General features: G+C 54.4%; 14 protein-coding genes. 7 read left to right on the top strand and 7 right to left on the bottom strand.

Features of this window, described 5'->3' with window-relative positions; translation table 11 throughout:
• Positions 1 to 20: 20 nt before the first annotated feature.
• Genes BR04_RS03120 through dusB form a run of 3 tightly spaced genes read left to right on the top strand, consistent with a single transcriptional unit; the run spans position 21 to position 2257 of the window.
• Positions 21 to 365, top strand: coding sequence for a hypothetical protein (locus BR04_RS03120; protein WP_496354528.1), 345 nt, complete (start codon positions 21 to 23; stop codon positions 363 to 365).
• A 4-nt stretch (positions 366 to 369) separates the two neighbouring features.
• Positions 370 to 1209: a DUF1848 family protein gene (locus tag BR04_RS03115; protein ID WP_496354527.1), complete on the top strand. Its 840-nt coding sequence runs from the start codon at positions 370 to 372 to the stop codon at positions 1207 to 1209.
• A 19-nt stretch (positions 1210 to 1228) separates the two neighbouring features.
• Positions 1229 to 2257 carry a tRNA dihydrouridine synthase DusB gene (gene dusB, locus BR04_RS03110; RefSeq protein WP_496354526.1) on the top strand — a complete coding sequence of 343 codons (1029 nt, stop codon included), beginning with the start codon at positions 1229 to 1231 and terminating at the stop codon, positions 2255 to 2257.
• Between the two features lie 15 nt (positions 2258 to 2272).
• Here dusB and BR04_RS03105 read toward each other — a convergent pair whose 3' ends face one another.
• Positions 2273 to 2470 (bottom strand): hypothetical protein, encoded by a 198-nt coding sequence (locus BR04_RS03105; RefSeq protein WP_496354525.1) that lies wholly within the window; start codon positions 2468 to 2470, stop codon positions 2273 to 2275.
• A gap of 403 nt (positions 2471 to 2873) precedes the next feature.
• On the opposite strand from BR04_RS03105, the gene BR04_RS03100 reads away from it, so the two are divergent.
• Positions 2874 to 4478, top strand: coding sequence for an OmpP1/FadL family transporter (locus BR04_RS03100; protein ID WP_496354524.1), 1605 nt, complete (start codon positions 2874 to 2876; stop codon positions 4476 to 4478).
• Positions 4479 to 4997: 519 nt separating this feature from the next.
• The gene (locus BR04_RS03095) at positions 4998 to 5888 is read left to right on the top strand and encodes a sulfite exporter TauE/SafE family protein (protein ID WP_496354523.1); all 891 of its coding nucleotides are present in this window, start codon (positions 4998 to 5000) and stop codon (positions 5886 to 5888) included.
• Here the strand turns inward: BR04_RS03095 and BR04_RS03090 are convergent.
• Both BR04_RS03090 and BR04_RS03085 read right to left on the bottom strand, forming a co-directional pair.
• Positions 5876 to 7282 carry a GTPase/DUF3482 domain-containing protein gene (locus tag BR04_RS03090; RefSeq protein WP_496354522.1) on the bottom strand — a complete coding sequence of 469 codons (1407 nt, stop codon included), beginning with the start codon at positions 7280 to 7282 and terminating at the stop codon, positions 5876 to 5878. The genes BR04_RS03095 and BR04_RS03090 overlap by 13 nt on opposite strands.
• Positions 7279 to 8808: a DUF2868 domain-containing protein gene (locus tag BR04_RS03085; protein ID WP_496354521.1), complete on the bottom strand. Its 1530-nt coding sequence runs from the start codon at positions 8806 to 8808 to the stop codon at positions 7279 to 7281. Before BR04_RS03085 ends, BR04_RS03090 begins: the two co-directional genes overlap by 4 nt.
• A 168-nt stretch (positions 8809 to 8976) precedes the next feature.
• Between BR04_RS03085 and BR04_RS03080 the strand changes: the two genes are divergently transcribed.
• Together BR04_RS03080 and BR04_RS03075 are read left to right on the top strand one after the other, a co-directional pair.
• Positions 8977 to 9843 (top strand): HD domain-containing protein, encoded by an 867-nt coding sequence (locus BR04_RS03080; protein WP_496354520.1) that lies wholly within the window; start codon positions 8977 to 8979, stop codon positions 9841 to 9843.
• A gap of 19 nt (positions 9844 to 9862) precedes the next feature.
• Positions 9863 to 11053, top strand: coding sequence for an RtcB family protein (locus tag BR04_RS03075; protein ID WP_496354519.1), 1191 nt, complete (start codon positions 9863 to 9865; stop codon positions 11051 to 11053).
• Between the two features lie 78 nt (positions 11054 to 11131).
• Here BR04_RS03075 and BR04_RS03070 read toward each other — a convergent pair whose 3' ends face one another.
• The 4 genes from BR04_RS03070 to BR04_RS03055 form a co-directional block, all read right to left on the bottom strand.
• Positions 11132 to 11323, bottom strand: a complete 192-nt coding sequence (locus BR04_RS03070) for an ATP-binding protein (RefSeq protein ID WP_496354518.1) — start codon at positions 11321 to 11323, stop codon at positions 11132 to 11134.
• Positions 11324 to 11569: 246 nt separating this feature from the next.
• Positions 11570 to 12373: a hypothetical protein gene (locus BR04_RS03065; RefSeq protein ID WP_496354517.1), complete on the bottom strand. Its 804-nt coding sequence runs from the start codon at positions 12371 to 12373 to the stop codon at positions 11570 to 11572.
• A 58-nt stretch (positions 12374 to 12431) separates the two neighbouring features.
• Positions 12432 to 14735 carry a cysteine synthase gene (locus BR04_RS03060; protein ID WP_496354516.1) on the bottom strand — a complete coding sequence of 768 codons (2304 nt, stop codon included), beginning with the start codon at positions 14733 to 14735 and terminating at the stop codon, positions 12432 to 12434.
• Positions 14736 to 14840: 105 nt separating this feature from the next.
• The gene (locus BR04_RS03055; RefSeq protein ID WP_496354515.1) at positions 14841 to 16226 is read right to left on the bottom strand and encodes a deoxyribodipyrimidine photo-lyase; all 1386 of its coding nucleotides are present in this window, start codon (positions 16224 to 16226) and stop codon (positions 14841 to 14843) included.

The following is a 16226-nucleotide window of genomic DNA, read 5'->3' as shown; positions in this document are numbered from 1 at the left end:
TTTAAAGAAAGTCTGAAATTATGACGGATATCGGTGACATTGTTCTCATCTATTTTGAAGACGAACCCACATGCTACGCCCGCATTGAGGATATTGAACCGGATATCAAACGGGACTGGTATCACCTGACCATGCGCCTTCTCCAGGTTCCGGAAGCTCCGGAAACCCTTACCTGGATCCTCCGGGATACTTACATCAACGGAGTGGAATTTACCATGCAGGGAAAACGTATCCGCCTTGAAAAGCTGGAACCCCCCGAAGCCCTGACAGCCCGTGAAAAAGAAGCTGAAGCCCTTGAAAAAAAAGAAAAGAATCCATCCGCCCCCGGGCAGGTGATCTCTTTTTCGGACTTTAAAAAATCCTGATGCCATGGCTCTGCGCCGCATTCTTTCCGCTTCCCGAAGGACGGATCTGCCCGCTTTTCACCTCCCCTGGTTCCATGAAGGACTGAAAAAGGGCTTTTTCATGGTGGAAAATCCCGTGTCCGGAAAGAGCCTTCATGTGCCGGTATCGGAGAGGGACGTCGCGGCCATTGTTTTCTGGTCCAAAAACTATGGGCCTTTCTTAAGGGAAAAAACCGGAGAAAAACTGCTTTCCATGGGAATTGGGGTGTATCTGCAGTTTACCCTCAACACGCCCTGCATACTGGAACCGAATCTGCCTGCTCTGCACGAAAGACTGGGGCAGATGGCGGCCCTGGGGCAGCGCTTTGGAAGCGACAACATCGTCTGGCGTTTTGACCCCATCTGCCACTGGAAGGACATCCATGGTCAGAGCCAGCACAACCTTGGAGCCTTTCTCCGGATTGCCGAAACCGCAGCCAGGGCAGGAATCCGATCCTGTACCACAAGTTTTCTCGATCTCTACCCCAAAGTGCTGAAAAGGGGGGAAGCCGCAGGCATTTTTTTTTCCGATCCGGAAAACGCCCGCAAAATGGACATCCTCCACCGCATGGCCCGCAGGCTGCACAGTCTGGACATGGGCCTTTTTCTCTGCTGTGAACCGGAAATGCTGGAAGCCCTCAAACCCGCAGGGGTTCTGCCTGGGGCCTGTATACCGGGAAATCTGCTCAAAGCCCGTTTCGGCACCCTTTCCCTGCAAAAGGAAAAGGGACAAAGACCGGACTGTGCCTGCACCCGTTCTACGGATATCGGCAGTTACCGCAGGCAGGTCTGCGGGCACAACTGTCTTTACTGCTATGCCCGATAAGAAATTTTAAGGATTTTTTATGCATCCCCAGCCTTCAATGTCCCCGGATGTCCGGGAAATGCCCTTTCCCCTTCCCCAGGCCGGATTCTCCATAGGCGGCCTGACCATCCCCCAGCCCACGGTGCTGGCTCCCCTGGCAGGTGTCACGGATCTGCCTTTCCGGCTCATGGTGAAGGGCTTTGGCTGCGGACTTGTCTGCTCGGAAATGGTCAGTGCCAATGGTCTTGTGTACGGATCAGAAAAAACCCGTGAACTCATGGAAAGCCGTTCCGCAGAAAGACCGCTTTCCATCCAGATTTTTGGTTCGGATCCCGATATTCTGGCCGAGGCAGCTGCCATGGTGCAGGATGCCGGAGCCGATATCCTGGACATCAACTGCGGCTGTTCCGTACGCAAGGTGCTCAAGTCCGGATCCGGCTCAGCCCTTATGCAGGATCCCCGGAAAATGGAAACGATCCTGAAAAAAGTCCGCCGTGTGCTTTCCATTCCCCTGACCCTGAAAATGCGTTCCGGCTGGACTCCCGATGGCCGGGATGCCGAAATTCTGAGCCGCATTGCCGAAGACTGCGGGGTGGATGCCCTTACCCTCCACCCCCGGACAGCCCGTCAGGGCTTTGGCGGCAAGGCCGATATTTCCCATATCCGCCGTATCAAGGCCCTGGTTCGTATCCCCGTAATCGGTAACGGAGATATCACCACAGCCGAAGAGGCCCTTTCCATGTTCCGTCAGACAGGGTGCGATGCCGTCATGGTGGGCAGGGCAAGCCTCTACGCCCCCCATATCCTGAAAGACATCCAGGAGAGCCTTCTGGGAGAAAGGGCACGGGGCAGGGAAAAGGCTTCCCACTTTGCTGCCATGCGGCGTTACATCGAAGATATGAGCGCCTTCTACGGCGAGGATACCGCATGTCGGCTGCTGCGTTCCCGTCTGGGCTGGCTGGCCAAAGGGCTGACGGGAAGCACCCATTTCCGGTCTGCAACATCCAGAATGCAGTCCTGCCAGGAAGGCATGGCGCATATTGAAGCCCTTGAAAACCAGCAGGTGTGAGGCTGTACAAAAAAATTATTTCATAAAAAACCATAAAAAAGCAGGCACCAGAATCGCCAGCATCACCAGAACACCCGGGAGAGTCATATATGCCTTATAAACCGGCTGTTTCTGTGCCTTTACCCGCTTGACCTCCGCAAGAAACCAGTGTCCCAGCAACATGGCGGAACCCAGTGCCGCCCCCATTTTCACAAGTTGAATCACCCATTCCACAAGCTTTTCCTCAGTTAGAGTCCAATTATCCGGTTTTATTTTTACCAGCAGCCTATTACGCCAAACACCCCTTCCTGTCAAAACCCATATGGATCTTTGGCCAGCTCTCCCGACCTTCTTCCAGCATCAGAAACTGCCGCAGCAGCATCTTCCAGGGTTCATGCAGAAAAAGCACTTTCTCTGTTGACAAAAGCGTATGGACCCATATAGAGAAGCCCCATACGATGAACAACGATTCAAGTTTCAAACTTCGGATCAAACAATGGTTTTACAATCAAACTCTGTAGGAATGGTCACACAAGGCTGAATTGGGGATTCAGCCCTTTCAGACAAAGAAAAAATTGTCTGAAAATAGTTCTAGTACAAACTTTATGGATACGAACTAAAACGAGGGAGAGGAAAAATGAAAAAATTTGTCTGCATGTGTGCAGGGCTGCTTCTCATGGGGAGCAGCGCCTATGCGGGGCTGGTACAGCCCTTTGGTATCGGTGCACGAAACGCAGCTCTGGGCGAAGCCGTTTCCGCCAACGTCACGGACGCCTTTGGCGTATATTACAACCCTGCCGGTCTCAGCAATATCACAGCACCTGTGGTGACCACAGGAATAACTGTTTATGATGTTCAGGGATATTATAAAAATTTCAGAATTCTGGATAAAAATGGGAATCCCCATCCCAAGGCACCACAAGGTGTTCAGGGCAGACGCTGGGATACGGAAATGGATCCCGTCATCAATCCCCACATGGGTTTTGCCATGCCCATCAATGACAAGATGAGCTTTGCCATTGCAGCCTATGCACCCTATGGTCTGCACCTGAAAACGGACAAAGATCCCTTTGAAAAACCCTTAGGTTTCAACGCCTGGGAATCCATGTACACCCGTGTAACCGTAACTCCTGGGATTTCCTACAAAGTCAGTGATAAGCTGGCTTTTGGTTTTGCGGTCAGTATGGGACGCTCCACCTGTCAGGCTGGTAAAACGAACCTCATTGATCCTTTTCAGACACTTGTCATTCCCCAGCTCCAGGCAGGTTTCCAGGCTGAACTGAAAAAAAATCCTGCCATGACCGATGCAATGATCGCACAAAGTACAAAAGCCGTATTCGGAAACATACAGCCGGATCGCAGTACCCCGGGTTCCCTCATCACATCTGAACTGGAAATGGAGGACAGTCTGAACTGGTCCTGGAACGCAGGTATCCAGTACAGACCTACGGAACGTCTGAGCCTCGGGTTAACTTATCGCTCACGGACTCCCGGCGATTTTTCCGGGGACTTCATTCATAACGGTCAGAAGGTAGGAACCGTTACCATGCCCTATGACCATCCGGAAGCTGTACAGGCGGGTATCCGTTACGCGTTTACAGACCGGTTTGCCATGTCCTTTGATATGGTCTGGGCCAACTGGAGCATCAACGAATTTCAGCACGAATACATCACATCCACAGAACTCCCCCGTGGCGTCGTGGCCATCATTGATCAGACGGCTACAAATATTGCCAACATGGCTGTGGCTACAAAACAGATTCCCCCAGAATTGCATGCAGGTTTTAAGGCACAGAAAAAAGCAGACCTTACTCAAAAAATCAGTGCTGCTACAATCGGAAAAACAAAGGATATGGGCTACAATCGGCAATGGACTAACGAAATCCAGTACAAACTGGCAGGTGAATACCTCTTCAACGAGCGCCTGACACTCATGGCCAGTTATGTCTATGATCCAACACCTGTACCTGCAGAAACCTTTGACAACGGCTGGCCCGATAACGACCGTCATATCATGAACCTGGGCGCTTCCATAAAAGCCACTCAGAACTGGACCATTGACCTTGCCTTCCAGCATATCCGCACCTTTGACTGGGGCTACAGAGATGACGTCACAGGAACATCAGAAAACCTTAATAAAACAATTGGTTATTATACAACAGGGGATCCCGATGCCACAGTCCATGTAGAAAACCAGGGTTTCCTCTGGGGATACACCCTGACCGCGAATTACCGTTTCTGATTTCCAAGAGATTCCCGTATAACTGAAAAATGCCTTCCGGGAAAATTTCCTGGAAGGCATTTTGGGTTTTTGCTGAAGCAAAATGGTAATCAGTTAATATTTTAAGCTCAAATAAAAGAACCGCATCCTGGGGATAGGATACGGTTCTTTTTACTGGGGAGGAAGTCTGGGAGGGATGAAGTTGTATTCTGGCAAGAACAGCGTTCATCTGTTGAAACAACCTTTCCACAAAGGTCGGCATTCTGTCAAGAAAAATTTTTGAAAAACAGGACTCTTTTCCCAAACAATGCCATTCTGCAAAAATCTGTCTGTAAAGCCTCCGGACAAACTGCCAGAACCCGTGACATTCTGTCCCCCCATACATGGAACAGGCAATCCGGTTTAACCGTTGCAGCTGCGGGCTTTTTATGAAATGTTCATTTTCTATTAAATTGGTACGCTATTTGCTGTAACAAATTCTGTTTCTTCAAAAGAAGAATTTCACACCCCGCCCTTTTCTCCATAAAAAAGGAAACACCCATGGAAATTTTTTTTCCCGTATCCGGTCTGTCCCTCAACCCCCTCATCCCTGTTCTGACAGGCTTTGTCCTGGCTTTTTTCTGTGCCATGGGGGGCATTTCCGGAGCCTTTCTGCTGCTGCCCTTTCAGATGAGCTTTTTAGGCTTCACCAGTCCTTCGGTCAGTGCCACCAACCAGCTTTACAATATCGTGGCCATCCCCAGCGGGGTCTGGCGCTTTTACAAGGAAGGCCGTCTCATCCCCCCTCTGGTACGGGCTGTGGTCATCGGCACCCTTCCGGGTGTTTTTATCGGTGCCGTCATCCGGATCTACTACCTCCCCAATCCCTCTCTCTTCAAACTCTTTGTGGGATGTGTTCTGCTGTATATCGGTATCCGCATGATCCGGGATCTTCTCGGAAAAAAGTCCCCTGTCGCCGCAGGTGTCCAGGGAAGCGGCAGAGTGGAAATTCTGGCATCCGGCTTTTTTGAGGTACGTTTTCTCTTCAGGGAAAAAGAATACCATGTCAGCGCCAGGGGTATCATGGCCTTAAGCGGTATTGTGGGAATTATCGGCGGGGTGTACGGCATTGGCGGTGGTGCCATCATCGCGCCCTTTTTTGTTTCCGTCTTCGGACTTCCCGTGTACACCGTGGCCGGTGCCGCCCTCATGGGTACCTTTATCACCAGTGTTGCGGGGGTTATTTTTTACCAGGGGCTGGCCTTGCTGAATCCGGAACAGGCCATTTCCCCGGACTGGCTTCTCGGCCTGCTCTTTGGTCTGGGCGGCTTCTGTGGGATGTACTGCGGGGCCAGAGTTCAGAAATTTGTTCCGGAACGCTGGATCAAATGGGGGCTTTGCCTTGTTATTGCCTGGACGGCCTTCTCCTACATTTTTGGCTATTTCTTCTGACCAGTACCCAGGGAAAGACGCCGCAGTACAGAAGCCAGAAGCATTTTCACCCGTTCTTCCTGATCCTTGTCTTTTTTTTCCCTGGCCGCATCCCGGATAAAAACGGCCAGGGTTTTTCTTTCCTCAGGTTCAAGAAAATTCCACAGCCCCTCCCCGCCGCCCATTGCCGTATCTCTCGCGGCATGGGTGCGTGTCACAAGGGCATGAAAAAGAAGCAGGCTTCGATCCAGTACCATCCAGGGAATCCGCATATCCCGCACAGGGCCGACGGAGACCGTAAAGCCACTGACCCGGATACCCGCCACCCTGCGGACATCGCCACTCCGGGTTCCGAGATAGCTCCAGGCCGCACCGGCAAGCCCTCCGGCTGCGGTGACAAGGCCCAGAGCCGCTCCGCCCAGAGCCACATCCAGCCCCGCAGCCACAGCGGCTCCCGCTCCCCCACCGATGGCGGCCAGATGCAGGCGGGAAAGTCCGAACATGCGAAAAGCCTCCCGTGAAAGAAGATCCGTTTCCACAAGGGCCAGCAGATCCGGAGACGGGGCAAAGAAACGGTGACGGAAAATCTCCCTCAGCCGTTCCCAACAGTTCTCCTCCAGTCTGCGCACCCCCTCCTGCCAGCGGCTTGTGAGGGTTGCCGAAAGCAGGGGAACCTCCTTTGCATCCGCAGCTTCCGCGCACAGGATATAGGTTGTCGCCCTGGTCACAAGATCCCGGATACTTTCTGCAGAAAGCAGGATACGCTCTTCCCAGTCCTGTTCCAGTGCATGGATCACGGGATGCAGCAGGGGATCCACATCGGGATCCATGGATTTTAAAGCCAGAAGCAGGCGTATTCTTTCTTTGAAACCTGCGGTGAGGGCGTTAAAGACATGGACGGCATTGAAGGTTTTCCGCAGGGCGGTTTTCCATTCCTCCACAGCATCGGAAGCCCCCTTGGGATTGATCACCGCCATGCGGGGAAGCCCGACAAGGCGCAGGATCTCCATCTCCGCAAGATCCGTTTTCCGTACAGGCCGTCCCGCATCCACCACATACAGGATCCCGGCGCCACGGGCCAGGACGGAAAAAATCTGACACTCATCCACAAAATCCGGATTGTTCGCATGGGCCTCACAAAAGGCCTGGGCCAGATCTTTGCCCGTCTTCTCTTTTTCGTGTTCCTGAATCCAGACAAGGGTGCTCCTGGGCGACTGAAATCCTGGGGTATCGGAAAAAAGCAGGCGCACCCCCTCCCCGGCCTGCACGGCATAGGCCCGGCTTTCACGGGTTTCCCCCGGCCAGGGGCTGATGGGGATGGTATCCTCCTCCACCAGGGTGGCCACCACCGAAGATTTTCCCTCATTGGGATGGCCCACCACGGCAAACTCCAGTTTCCGGTTTTCAGCGGTCATGGCTTAGCTCCTGCAAGGATAAAAGGTCTCGGCTCCCGGAGTCCTTCCAGCTTTTTATTCCAGATGGCAATGTCCTCCGGAGCCGGAGGCTGCAATGTCACCTCTCCGCAAGGTTTTCCCACGGGCCAGATCCAGAAAGGTGCCGCATTCTTTTCCGAAACCTCCCGTAAGGCCTGCAAATCTTCCCGCACAGGGGGCATAAAAACTTCGAGGGCCAATACCCGGGACAGGGGCGGATTCTGCGGGATTTCCGGAAAAGCCTCCATGTCCACGCAGAGAATCCGGGAAGGGGGATGCCCCATGATACCCGTCACGTCTTCAGACAGGATTCGGTGCAGCTTCTCGGGAATTTCCCGGATGATCCAAAGTTCCCAGGCATTGATGGAAGCTGTTGCCAAAACCGTCTCCCCGTCGGGAACGGACAAATGCTCCCCTCTGGATTCCAGCCTCCCCTTTTCCCCAGAGCCGGGTTCAGAAAAGGGCTGTTTTGCGCAGAGTTCAGGGCCTGCCGTCATGGCCGCCCGTCTCAGAAAAAAACAGAGCCGCTGCACGCGGCTGTCCTGCACCGCACTCTCCCCTGCCCTGCGGTGCATGTGCCAGAGGGCAAAACAGAAGAGAAGCCCTCTCGGCAAAATACCATAGACGAGAAGGCCCATTCCGAGAAAGGGCCACCAGGCGGTGAGATGCCGGGCCTCAAGGGCAGCCATGCCTTCCTTTAAAATGACCCGTGAACCTTCGATCTGGGCAGGATCCGGCAGGGCATGGGGAAGAAAAAAACGCCAGGGTGCGGCCAGCGTATGGGTCAGGGGATGGAGGATTTCCGTTCCCTGCGTCAGGCTGCTCTGCCAGGCAAAGGCCAGATCGCTGCCGATCACCTTTAAAAAAAAGGCCGATGCCATCCCCAGTACCAGGGCAAAACCTCCCAGTTGAAAAGCAAAAAAAACAAGGGCCGGCACAAGCTTGCGGTAACGGCTGGCAACTTGTTCAAGGTGCCTTCCCCTTGCCTGACAAAACGCCTCCACTTTGCCCGGCATCCTCTGTCCGGCCCCCTTCAGAAGACGAAAAAACAGGGAAGAAACCATGGAAAGAAAAAGCCGGTACCCCAGCGGCAGGCGTTTTTTCCGGAAAAGCAGAAAGAGGAGGGTAAGAAAGGCAGTACTCAGGGGCAGAACCACCAGCACAAGGAGGGCATAGAGGAGATTGACAGGTCTTGTACCATCATAATACAGCACTCCCAGGGTCATGGAAAAGCCCGTGAGAGCCCCCAGCACTGCCAGCACAAAGATGCCCAGCTTCAGGCTCAGCACCACCTGTTCTCCGGGCAGAACCGCATTGCGGCCGGAACCTGCCTTTTTTCTGTGAAAGGCAAGCCAGAGGGCAAGGCAGGCATCATCGGACATTTCCGGCGAAAGGCTGCGCACAAGGCTCTCCTCCGGAGACTCCGGCGTCCCTTCTTCGGCCTCCAGGGCAAGAAACCATTCCGTATCCACAAGATCGGAGATTTTTTTTTGAAGTTTTCCGGACATTCTGCTCTTCCATTATGGGGAGATGGCCATTAAATAAGGATGGAGAGGATCGTCATGCGCAGGCATCCCTGCTGCTTCTGCCCGATCCTGTCTTCCCATGCGAGGCAAAACAGACGGTATTTTAAAGAGTACGCCCCGTTTCTTCAAGGGCTCTTCCGGGAGTGTGACATGGATGAGAAAAAAATCGTTGGAAAAATTCTTTCCCAGTACAGGCTCAATCCCTTCGGCACCCATGGGGTTTCCCACTGGGCGAGGGTCATGGAAATCGGACTTCGCCTTGCGGAACAAAATGGTGCAGACAGGCATGTAGTCTGCTATTTTGCCCTTTTCCACGATTCCCGCAGAAAAAATGAGGGCCTGGATTTTAACCATGGACTCCGGGGGGCCAATCTTGCAAGACGTCTGCGGGAAAATTTCATCCATCTCGACGATGCCCGTTTTGAACTGCTGGTCTCCGCCTGTACGGACCATACCAAAGGCAAAACCCAGGGGGACATCAGCGTGCGCACCTGCTGGGATGCGGATCGTCTGGATCTGGGGCGTGTGGGCAAGATTCCCGATCCGGAACGCCTCTGCACGGATGAAGCAAGACACCCCGACATGATCGCCTGGGCCACGGAGCGGGCTTCCCGCAGAATGGTTCCTGAAAGGGTCTGGGAGATTTGGGGGCTTTCTTCCCTCCGTTTCAATGAAAGGGGCCTGCCCTGGCTGGATACGGAAATGGTGGATCGCATTCTGGAGCGGGTCTGCGTCGGCTTTATCCCCCAGGAAAATCTGCGCCCCTGTACCGATAAACAGACAAGGGATTTTCTCCAGACCCTGACCCACATGCAGCACTACAATTACCGTTACCGTTCCGAGGCCTTCATGGAACTCTATCCCTTCCTTGCTCCCCTGATTCCCGATACGTCCCATACGGACAGGGTGCGCATGTGGCTGGCTCTGGGCCTGGCCTTAAAAGACCTGTATCATATGCGGCGCAGCACCCTTGCGAGCATTCTCTCCAAAGGCCAGTATCCGAAAGATCCGTCCTGATAGCGAGGAGGTTTTCCCCATGAAAACATTCAAAGAATCCGGTATTCCCATCCGATCCTGGTGCCCGGATCCCGATGCCCTGGCCCTGGAACAGGCAGAAAATCTCTCCCGCCATCCCAGAGTTTTCGGACACATCGCCCTCATGCCGGACTGTCATGCGGGATACGGTATGCCCATCGGCGGAGTGGTGGCGCTGCGCAACGCTCTGATTCCCAATGCCGTAGGCGTGGATATCGGCTGCGGCATGTGTGCCCTGTCCACGGATTTTCAGGGAAAACCGGACAAAAAAACACTGGAAACCCTTACCCTTCTCCTGCGTCAACGGATCCCTTCGGGATTCGAGCGCCACAAGATGGCCCAACGCTGGAAAGGCATGGAAGACTATGCCCAAAATCTTGAACAAACACCGGGCTGGATGAAAAAGGATACCCTGCACGTGGCGGCTCAGAGCCTCGGTACCCTGGGAGGAGGCAACCATTTCATCGAAATCCAGTCCGATGCGGAAGGCCGTCTCTGGGCCATGCTCCATTCGGGTTCCCGCAACCTGGGAAAGACCATTGCCGAATACTATCATCAGCAGGCCCTGCGGGAAAACCAGCGGGAAAAAATTGTCCTTCCCTCCGAGGATCTGGCCTTCCTGGATGCAGAAAGGCCTAAAGGGCAGGACTATATCCGGGATATGAACTTTGCTCTGGATTTTGCACGGGAAAACCGCAGGCGCATGATGCAGGTGGTCAAGGAAGTACTGGAGGATGTGCTGCACTGCTCCTTTGGCGAAGAGGTGAACATTCACCACAATTACGCGGCAAAGGAGAGGCACTTTGAAACCGAGGTCTGGCTCCACCGCAAGGGAGCCACTTCGGCCAAAAAGGGGGAAAAGGGCATCATTCCCGGTTCCATGGGTGCCCCTTCCTATCTGGTGGAAGGTCTCGGCAACCCGGATTCCTTCTGTTCCTGTTCCCACGGAGCAGGACGTATCATGGGCCGAAACGAAGCCTGCCGCATCCTCAGTCCCGCGTCCGTGGCCGCATCCATGAAGGGGATTGTACACTCTCCCTTTCCGAAGCTTACCCGGGGAACCCTGCGGGGACACACGGATTTTGGCGAAGCCCCCGGAGCCTACAAGGACATTGACCTTGTCATGGAACAGCAGAAGGATCTGATCCGGATACGGGTACGCCTCAGTCCCCTGGCCGTGGTCAAGGGCTAATCTCAACCAACAGAAAACCCGGAAGATTCCAGTGAAATCTTCCGGGTTTGTAAAGCAGCGGTTCCCCAGACAGGAACATTAAAGGCCCTCAATAACAATGGCACCAGGTTCACAGACTTCAATACAGCTTTCGCAGCCAAGGCACTCATCGGGATTTACGGGAACAGATTTGTCATCTTTCATTTCAAAAACATCTACGGGACATACATCCACACATTCACCACAGCCCACACATCTGTCTTCATCCACAACGGGGTAGTAGCCACTCATTTTCTGTCCTCCTTTCAAAAATCTGAATCATGAATTTAGGTACACTACATGTTCTCTTTTGCATCCGGTATCAGCCTTTTTTAAAAGGCCATCTGCCCGACGGATTGCCCCCGGAAGGGGTTTACAAAGAGTTTCAGAGGGAATTCAGCGAATTTATAGGAGCTTCACCAAGCTTCTGTCAACTCCATTTACGGGATTCCTGAAAAAAGAAAAGGCACCTCTTCCCTTTCCACATGAAACAGCCCGTCAGGAATCCGTATTCATACAAAAAATCCATAAAAATTCCGGAATCTTTTCACGATCATGGAAAAAGGATGCCATCTCCCTGCTTCCAAGCCCCAGCCTGAAAAGCCTGCCCTGAACCCCGGAGGGCAGATCCAGGGGCACCCCGGCTTCCCGTACATTCATTTCATCCGCCTGTCCTTCAGGAAAGAAATGTTCAAGGACACCGGCAAGACCCGGCATATCCGTTACCCATACATCGGGAACCCGGCGGCAGTGCTGCACCAGCCGCATCCAGGCCCGGAGACGGTCTTCCATCCGGCAGGGCAAAGGAGGGGGCAAAAACCGTCCATTCTTTTCCTCTTCCCCTTTTAACGCAGCCATCATGGTTTTTCTGGCCTTCTCCACACGGCAGAGATCCTCAAAAACATCCTGCTGCATGCGGTCAAAGGCTTCGGCTTCCAGGAGAAAAAAAGCTGCCATGGCAAGGCTGTCTTCCTTCCTTTCCCTTGAAGCTGCCTCCGTTGTTTCTCCAAGAATCTCCAGGGCCAGGGATGCGGGGGGCAACTCTTCATCCCTTTCCTGAAACACCTCAGAAAATGCATCTTTGCCCAGAAGCTGCGCACGCTCCCTGAAACTCTGCATCATGGCACGCAGCAGCTTTTCATCCAGCTTTTCCGGAACGAGAAACGAAGGTTCCGCTTGCCGCTCTTCTTTTTTTTCACCGGAGAAAGGCTTCACAAGAACAAGATTCGGAAACAGGGAACGCATACGGGTCAGAACCGCAGGTTCAGGTTCCAGAAAGGGAAAATACAGAACATCCATCATGGGACAAGGCTCCTTGACTGCATTTTGGCAGATTGCATTTCAGCATCCTGTTCCGGTTTTAACCCGATACGGGCGTCAGCATCTCATTGTCGGTTTTACCATCCTGAATCACAAGTCCCATACGGCCCAGCTCAGCCCGAAGCCGATCCGCCGCCTCCCAGTCTCCCCGGTTCCGCGCCGCCTCCCTTTCCGCAAGCTTGCGGGTGATATCCGGATTCTGATGAACGTCCACCACATTGAAAATCCCCAGCACCTGATCCAGCTCCCGGAAAACCTGCAAGACCCGGGCTGCCCCCCTGCGGCCAACTCTGCCGTCACTGAGAAGACGGTTCAGGCTGCGGATCTGGTTGAAAATCCCCCCCAAAGCCGCTGAAATATTGAGATCATCATCCATGTCCCGGACAAACTGTTCCCTGAGTTCCCCGGCCAGACGTACCGCTTCGCCTTCCTCCTGATCCCCCGTCAGGGAGGAAAGACGTTGCAGACAACTGTCGATGCGGGAAAGGGATCGCCGTACGGAAAGCTGAATGTCCTGGGTAAGCAGGGCAGGTTTGCGGTAGTGGGCGGACAGGAGCCAGAACCGGATTTCCCGATCCGTCATGCCCCGGGCTTCGAGATCCCCCAGAGTGATGCGGTTTTCAGAACCCACGGCCTGACCATCCACAAAAACCCGGTCGCAGTGCATCCAGCAGCGGGCCAGGGGAGCGCCCGTGGCGGCTGCGGCAATGGCAATCTCGTTTTCATGGTGGGGAAAAAGCAGCTCCCGTGAACTGGTATGGATATCAAAGGTCTGGCCCAGATATTTCATGGACATGGCGGCGCACTGAAGATGCAGGGACGGACGGACATTCCCCCATTCCGTGGCGGCATAGATGCCCCGTTTCAGCTCGGAAAGCCGGATACGTTTCAGCAGGGTGAAATCCCTGGGATTGTCCTTTTCATACTCCTCCAGATCCACAGTGGCTCCCAGGTGAATTTTATCGAGATCCACACCGGAAAGGGAGCCGTATCCCGGAAAGGCGGAAATATTAAAATAGATGGAATGGTGTTTTTCGTAGGCAAGACCTGAACTGACAAGCTTGCGGGTCAGGGCCACCATGTCTTCAAGGTGCTCACTGACCTTGGGATAGTGCTTGGCAGGCTCCACACCGAGACGGGCAAGATCCCCATGAAAAATACGAATCCACTGTTCCGTGAAGGCTTCAAGGGGCAGACCTGCCGCTTCGGAGCCGGCAATGGTTTTGTCATCCATGTCCGTAATGTTCATGACATGGGTGACATCAAAGCCCCGGAACTTGAGGTAGCGGCAGAGCAGATCACTGAAAAGGGCCCTGCGGCAACCGCCAAGATGCATACGGTCATGCACCGTGGGGCCGCAGGAATAAATGGAGGTTTTTCCTTCGTGGATGGGTGTAAAACTTTCCCGGGTACGGGTCAGGGTGTTGTAAAAGCGTAAGGAGACCGGAGCCTTGCTGGCAAAAAGTTCGGTGGAAAGGTAACGTTCCCCGCTGTCCGGCAGGATCGCCACCACAACACCTTCTTCCATGGAAGCCGCCACATCCTGGGCCACGGCCATGGCCGCACCACTGCTCATCCCCACAAGCAGTCCCTCTTCCAGGGCCAGACGCCTTGCCGTTTCAAAGGCTCTGGCATCCTCAATGTTCACCTTGACATCCAGCCGCTGCTTTTCATACAGCTCGGGCTGATAGGCTTCCTTCATGTTTTTCAGGCCCTGAATGCGATGCCCGAGGTAGGGTTCCACCCCGATAATGCGTACTTTGGAATCAAAGGCTTTCAGCCCGCGTGAAAGTCCCATGAGCGTTCCTGTGGTGCCCATGGTAGCCACAACGGCACTGACCTTTCCCCCGGTCTGCTCCCAGATTTCCTTCGAGGTTCCTTCGGCGTGGGCCCGCCAGTTGGCTTCGGTATTGTACTGGTCAGTCATGAAATACCGATCCGGCTGTTCCCGCACCAGGCGGTAAACCGCCTCAATGGCCCCGTCTGTCCCCAGATGACCGGGGGTAAGGAGAATTTCTGCTCCCCTGGCCTTCAGAATACGGCGTCGCTCCAGACTGACCGCCTCGCTCATGGCCAGCATGAGCCGGTAGCCCTTTACGGCGCAGACCATGGCAAGACCAATCCCCGTATTGCCGCTGGTGGCTTCAATCACCACCTTGTCCTTTGTGAGGATACCGGCCTCTTCCGCCATACGGATCATGTAAAAGGCGGCCCGGTCCTTTACCGAGCCGCCGGGATTCATGTATTCGAGCTTGGCCAGAATACGTACCCGGGGATTGGGGTTCATGCGCCGGATTTCCACCAGCGGGGTATTGCCTATAAAATCCAGAAGGGAGTTTGCCATAAAAAATCCTGATGCAAAGGGGTGAAGGTCTGGGTTTCAGACAGATCAAGACACGCTGGCGGGTGGCCGGATGCTGCAAAAAATTTACAGGACAGCATAACAAGATCACTCAAGGGCGTCCACCCAGGAAACATAGTCCCGGATACGGCTTTTACGCTCCAGTCCCGATGCCGTCATAAACCGGATACTGCCAAAAACAGGGCGGGAAGGCCAGGGTCTGTCATGAAGCCCCAGGATCCAGCCGCAGCCCGCATAGGAACAGGGATCCCGGCCATCGAGAAAGTGCCGGTTGTTGAGAAAAAGCAGCCGTTCAAAGGCCTCTTCCGGAGAAGGTGACCATTCGAGAATCTTTTTCCCCCAGTACATGCGCATCACATTGTGCATATAGCCCGTCAGCCGCATTTCCTTCATGGCGGCATTCCAGTAAGGATCATGACTTTCCCCCTTCTCCAGGGCCTCCAGGCTGTAAAGAAAAGGCCGGACATCCTTGCTGTGTGCCGCCAGGGTTTCCTGTGCCCAGGAAGGCAGGGCCTCGTAGCGGTCATAGTCCGGCGTGTACTGCACAAAATTCATGGCCAGTTCCCGCCGTACCACAAGCTGCTCCACAATGGCATCCCGAACTTCCGGCTTCAGAGGACTGGCCTGAATCCGCCGCAGCACAAGGGTCGGGGCAATCATGCCAAAATGCAGGTAGGGGGAGAGAAAGGAAACGGCATGACAATGGGGCAGGCTGCGTTCCTTCACATACCGGTCCGCTTTTTTCAGAAGAAAATCCTCAAGACAGCGCCTTGCCGCATCTTCACCCCCCTGAAAAGGCGAGGCCGGGGGAAGGGGCGAAAAGGGAACTCCTGCCCGCCGTAAAAGGGCCTCTCCCTCTCCGGCATCTTCCCCCGCAGGCGGCAGGCCCCGGAAGGGCAGGGCTGCGGGCATATGGGGCTCCTCCAGAAAAAACGGCAGCAGGGGCAGGATTTTCCGGCGCAGCACATGGGCGGCCCAGGCCCTGCGCTCCAGAGCCTGGGCCAGGGGCACCACCACATCGGACTCCACAGCGAAAACAGCACATCCGGCTTCCCGGCCAAAATGCTCCCGCCACCGTTTCTGGTGCCGCAGATAGCCCACATCGAGAACCAGTGCTTCAGCCTTGTGAATCAGGGCAGGCAGCACGGCTTCAGGCTCTCCGATACGCAGCACAAAGGGAATGTTCAGGGCCTCAAACTTCCGGGAAAGCGCCTTCAGGCCCTCCAGCATAAAGACAAAATGCGGCCAGCGGGCCTCAGGGTAGCCCCCAAAAAGGCAGAAGGCCACCACCAGAGGTTTTTGCAGAAAGGACGCCATTTCCAGGGCAAAGGCCAGGGCATGGTTTTCCGCCACCCTCTGGGACTGCTGCATCCAGTAAAGCACATAGTCCCCGTCCCCACGGAAGGGGACAGCATTCTGCCGACGGATACGCGCCTCCGCCACCCCGGACAGGGAAGACCGGAAAGTCTCCAT

This window comes from Desulfobotulus sapovorans DSM 2055 (genome assembly GCF_059569355.1).
This window is presented reverse-complemented; position numbering and strand designations above follow the sequence as displayed.

What these genes read in the sequence shown, in the direction of transcription:
- BR04_RS03070 (WP_496354518.1), bottom strand. Translation starts at nt 11,323, where the DNA reads ATGAGTGGCTACTACCCCGTTGTGGATGAAGACAGATGTGTGGGCTGT.
- BR04_RS03055 (WP_496354515.1), bottom strand. Translation starts at nt 16,226, where the DNA reads ATGGAGACTTTCCGGTCTTCCCTGTCCGGGGTGGCGGAGGCGCGTATC.
- BR04_RS03080 (WP_496354520.1), top strand. Translation starts at nt 8,977, where the DNA reads ATGGATGAGAAAAAAATCGTTGGAAAAATTCTTTCCCAGTACAGGCTC.
- BR04_RS03060 (WP_496354516.1), bottom strand. Translation starts at nt 14,735, where the DNA reads ATGGCAAACTCCCTTCTGGATTTTATAGGCAATACCCCGCTGGTGGAA.
- BR04_RS03090 (WP_496354522.1), bottom strand. Translation starts at nt 7,282, where the DNA reads ATGACCGCTGAAAACCGGAAACTGGAGTTTGCCGTGGTGGGCCATCCC.
- dusB (WP_496354526.1), top strand. Translation starts at nt 1,229, where the DNA reads ATGCATCCCCAGCCTTCAATGTCCCCGGATGTCCGGGAAATGCCCTTT.
- BR04_RS03065 (WP_496354517.1), bottom strand. Translation starts at nt 12,373, where the DNA reads ATGATGGATGTTCTGTATTTTCCCTTTCTGGAACCTGAACCTGCGGTT.
- BR04_RS03075 (WP_496354519.1), top strand. Translation starts at nt 9,863, where the DNA reads ATGAAAACATTCAAAGAATCCGGTATTCCCATCCGATCCTGGTGCCCG.
- BR04_RS03120 (WP_496354528.1), top strand. Translation starts at nt 21, where the DNA reads ATGACGGATATCGGTGACATTGTTCTCATCTATTTTGAAGACGAACCC.
- BR04_RS03085 (WP_496354521.1), bottom strand. Translation starts at nt 8,808, where the DNA reads ATGTCCGGAAAACTTCAAAAAAAAATCTCCGATCTTGTGGATACGGAA.
- BR04_RS03100 (WP_496354524.1), top strand. Translation starts at nt 2,874, where the DNA reads ATGAAAAAATTTGTCTGCATGTGTGCAGGGCTGCTTCTCATGGGGAGC.
- BR04_RS03095 (WP_496354523.1), top strand. Translation starts at nt 4,998, where the DNA reads ATGGAAATTTTTTTTCCCGTATCCGGTCTGTCCCTCAACCCCCTCATC.
- BR04_RS03115 (WP_496354527.1), top strand. Translation starts at nt 370, where the DNA reads ATGGCTCTGCGCCGCATTCTTTCCGCTTCCCGAAGGACGGATCTGCCC.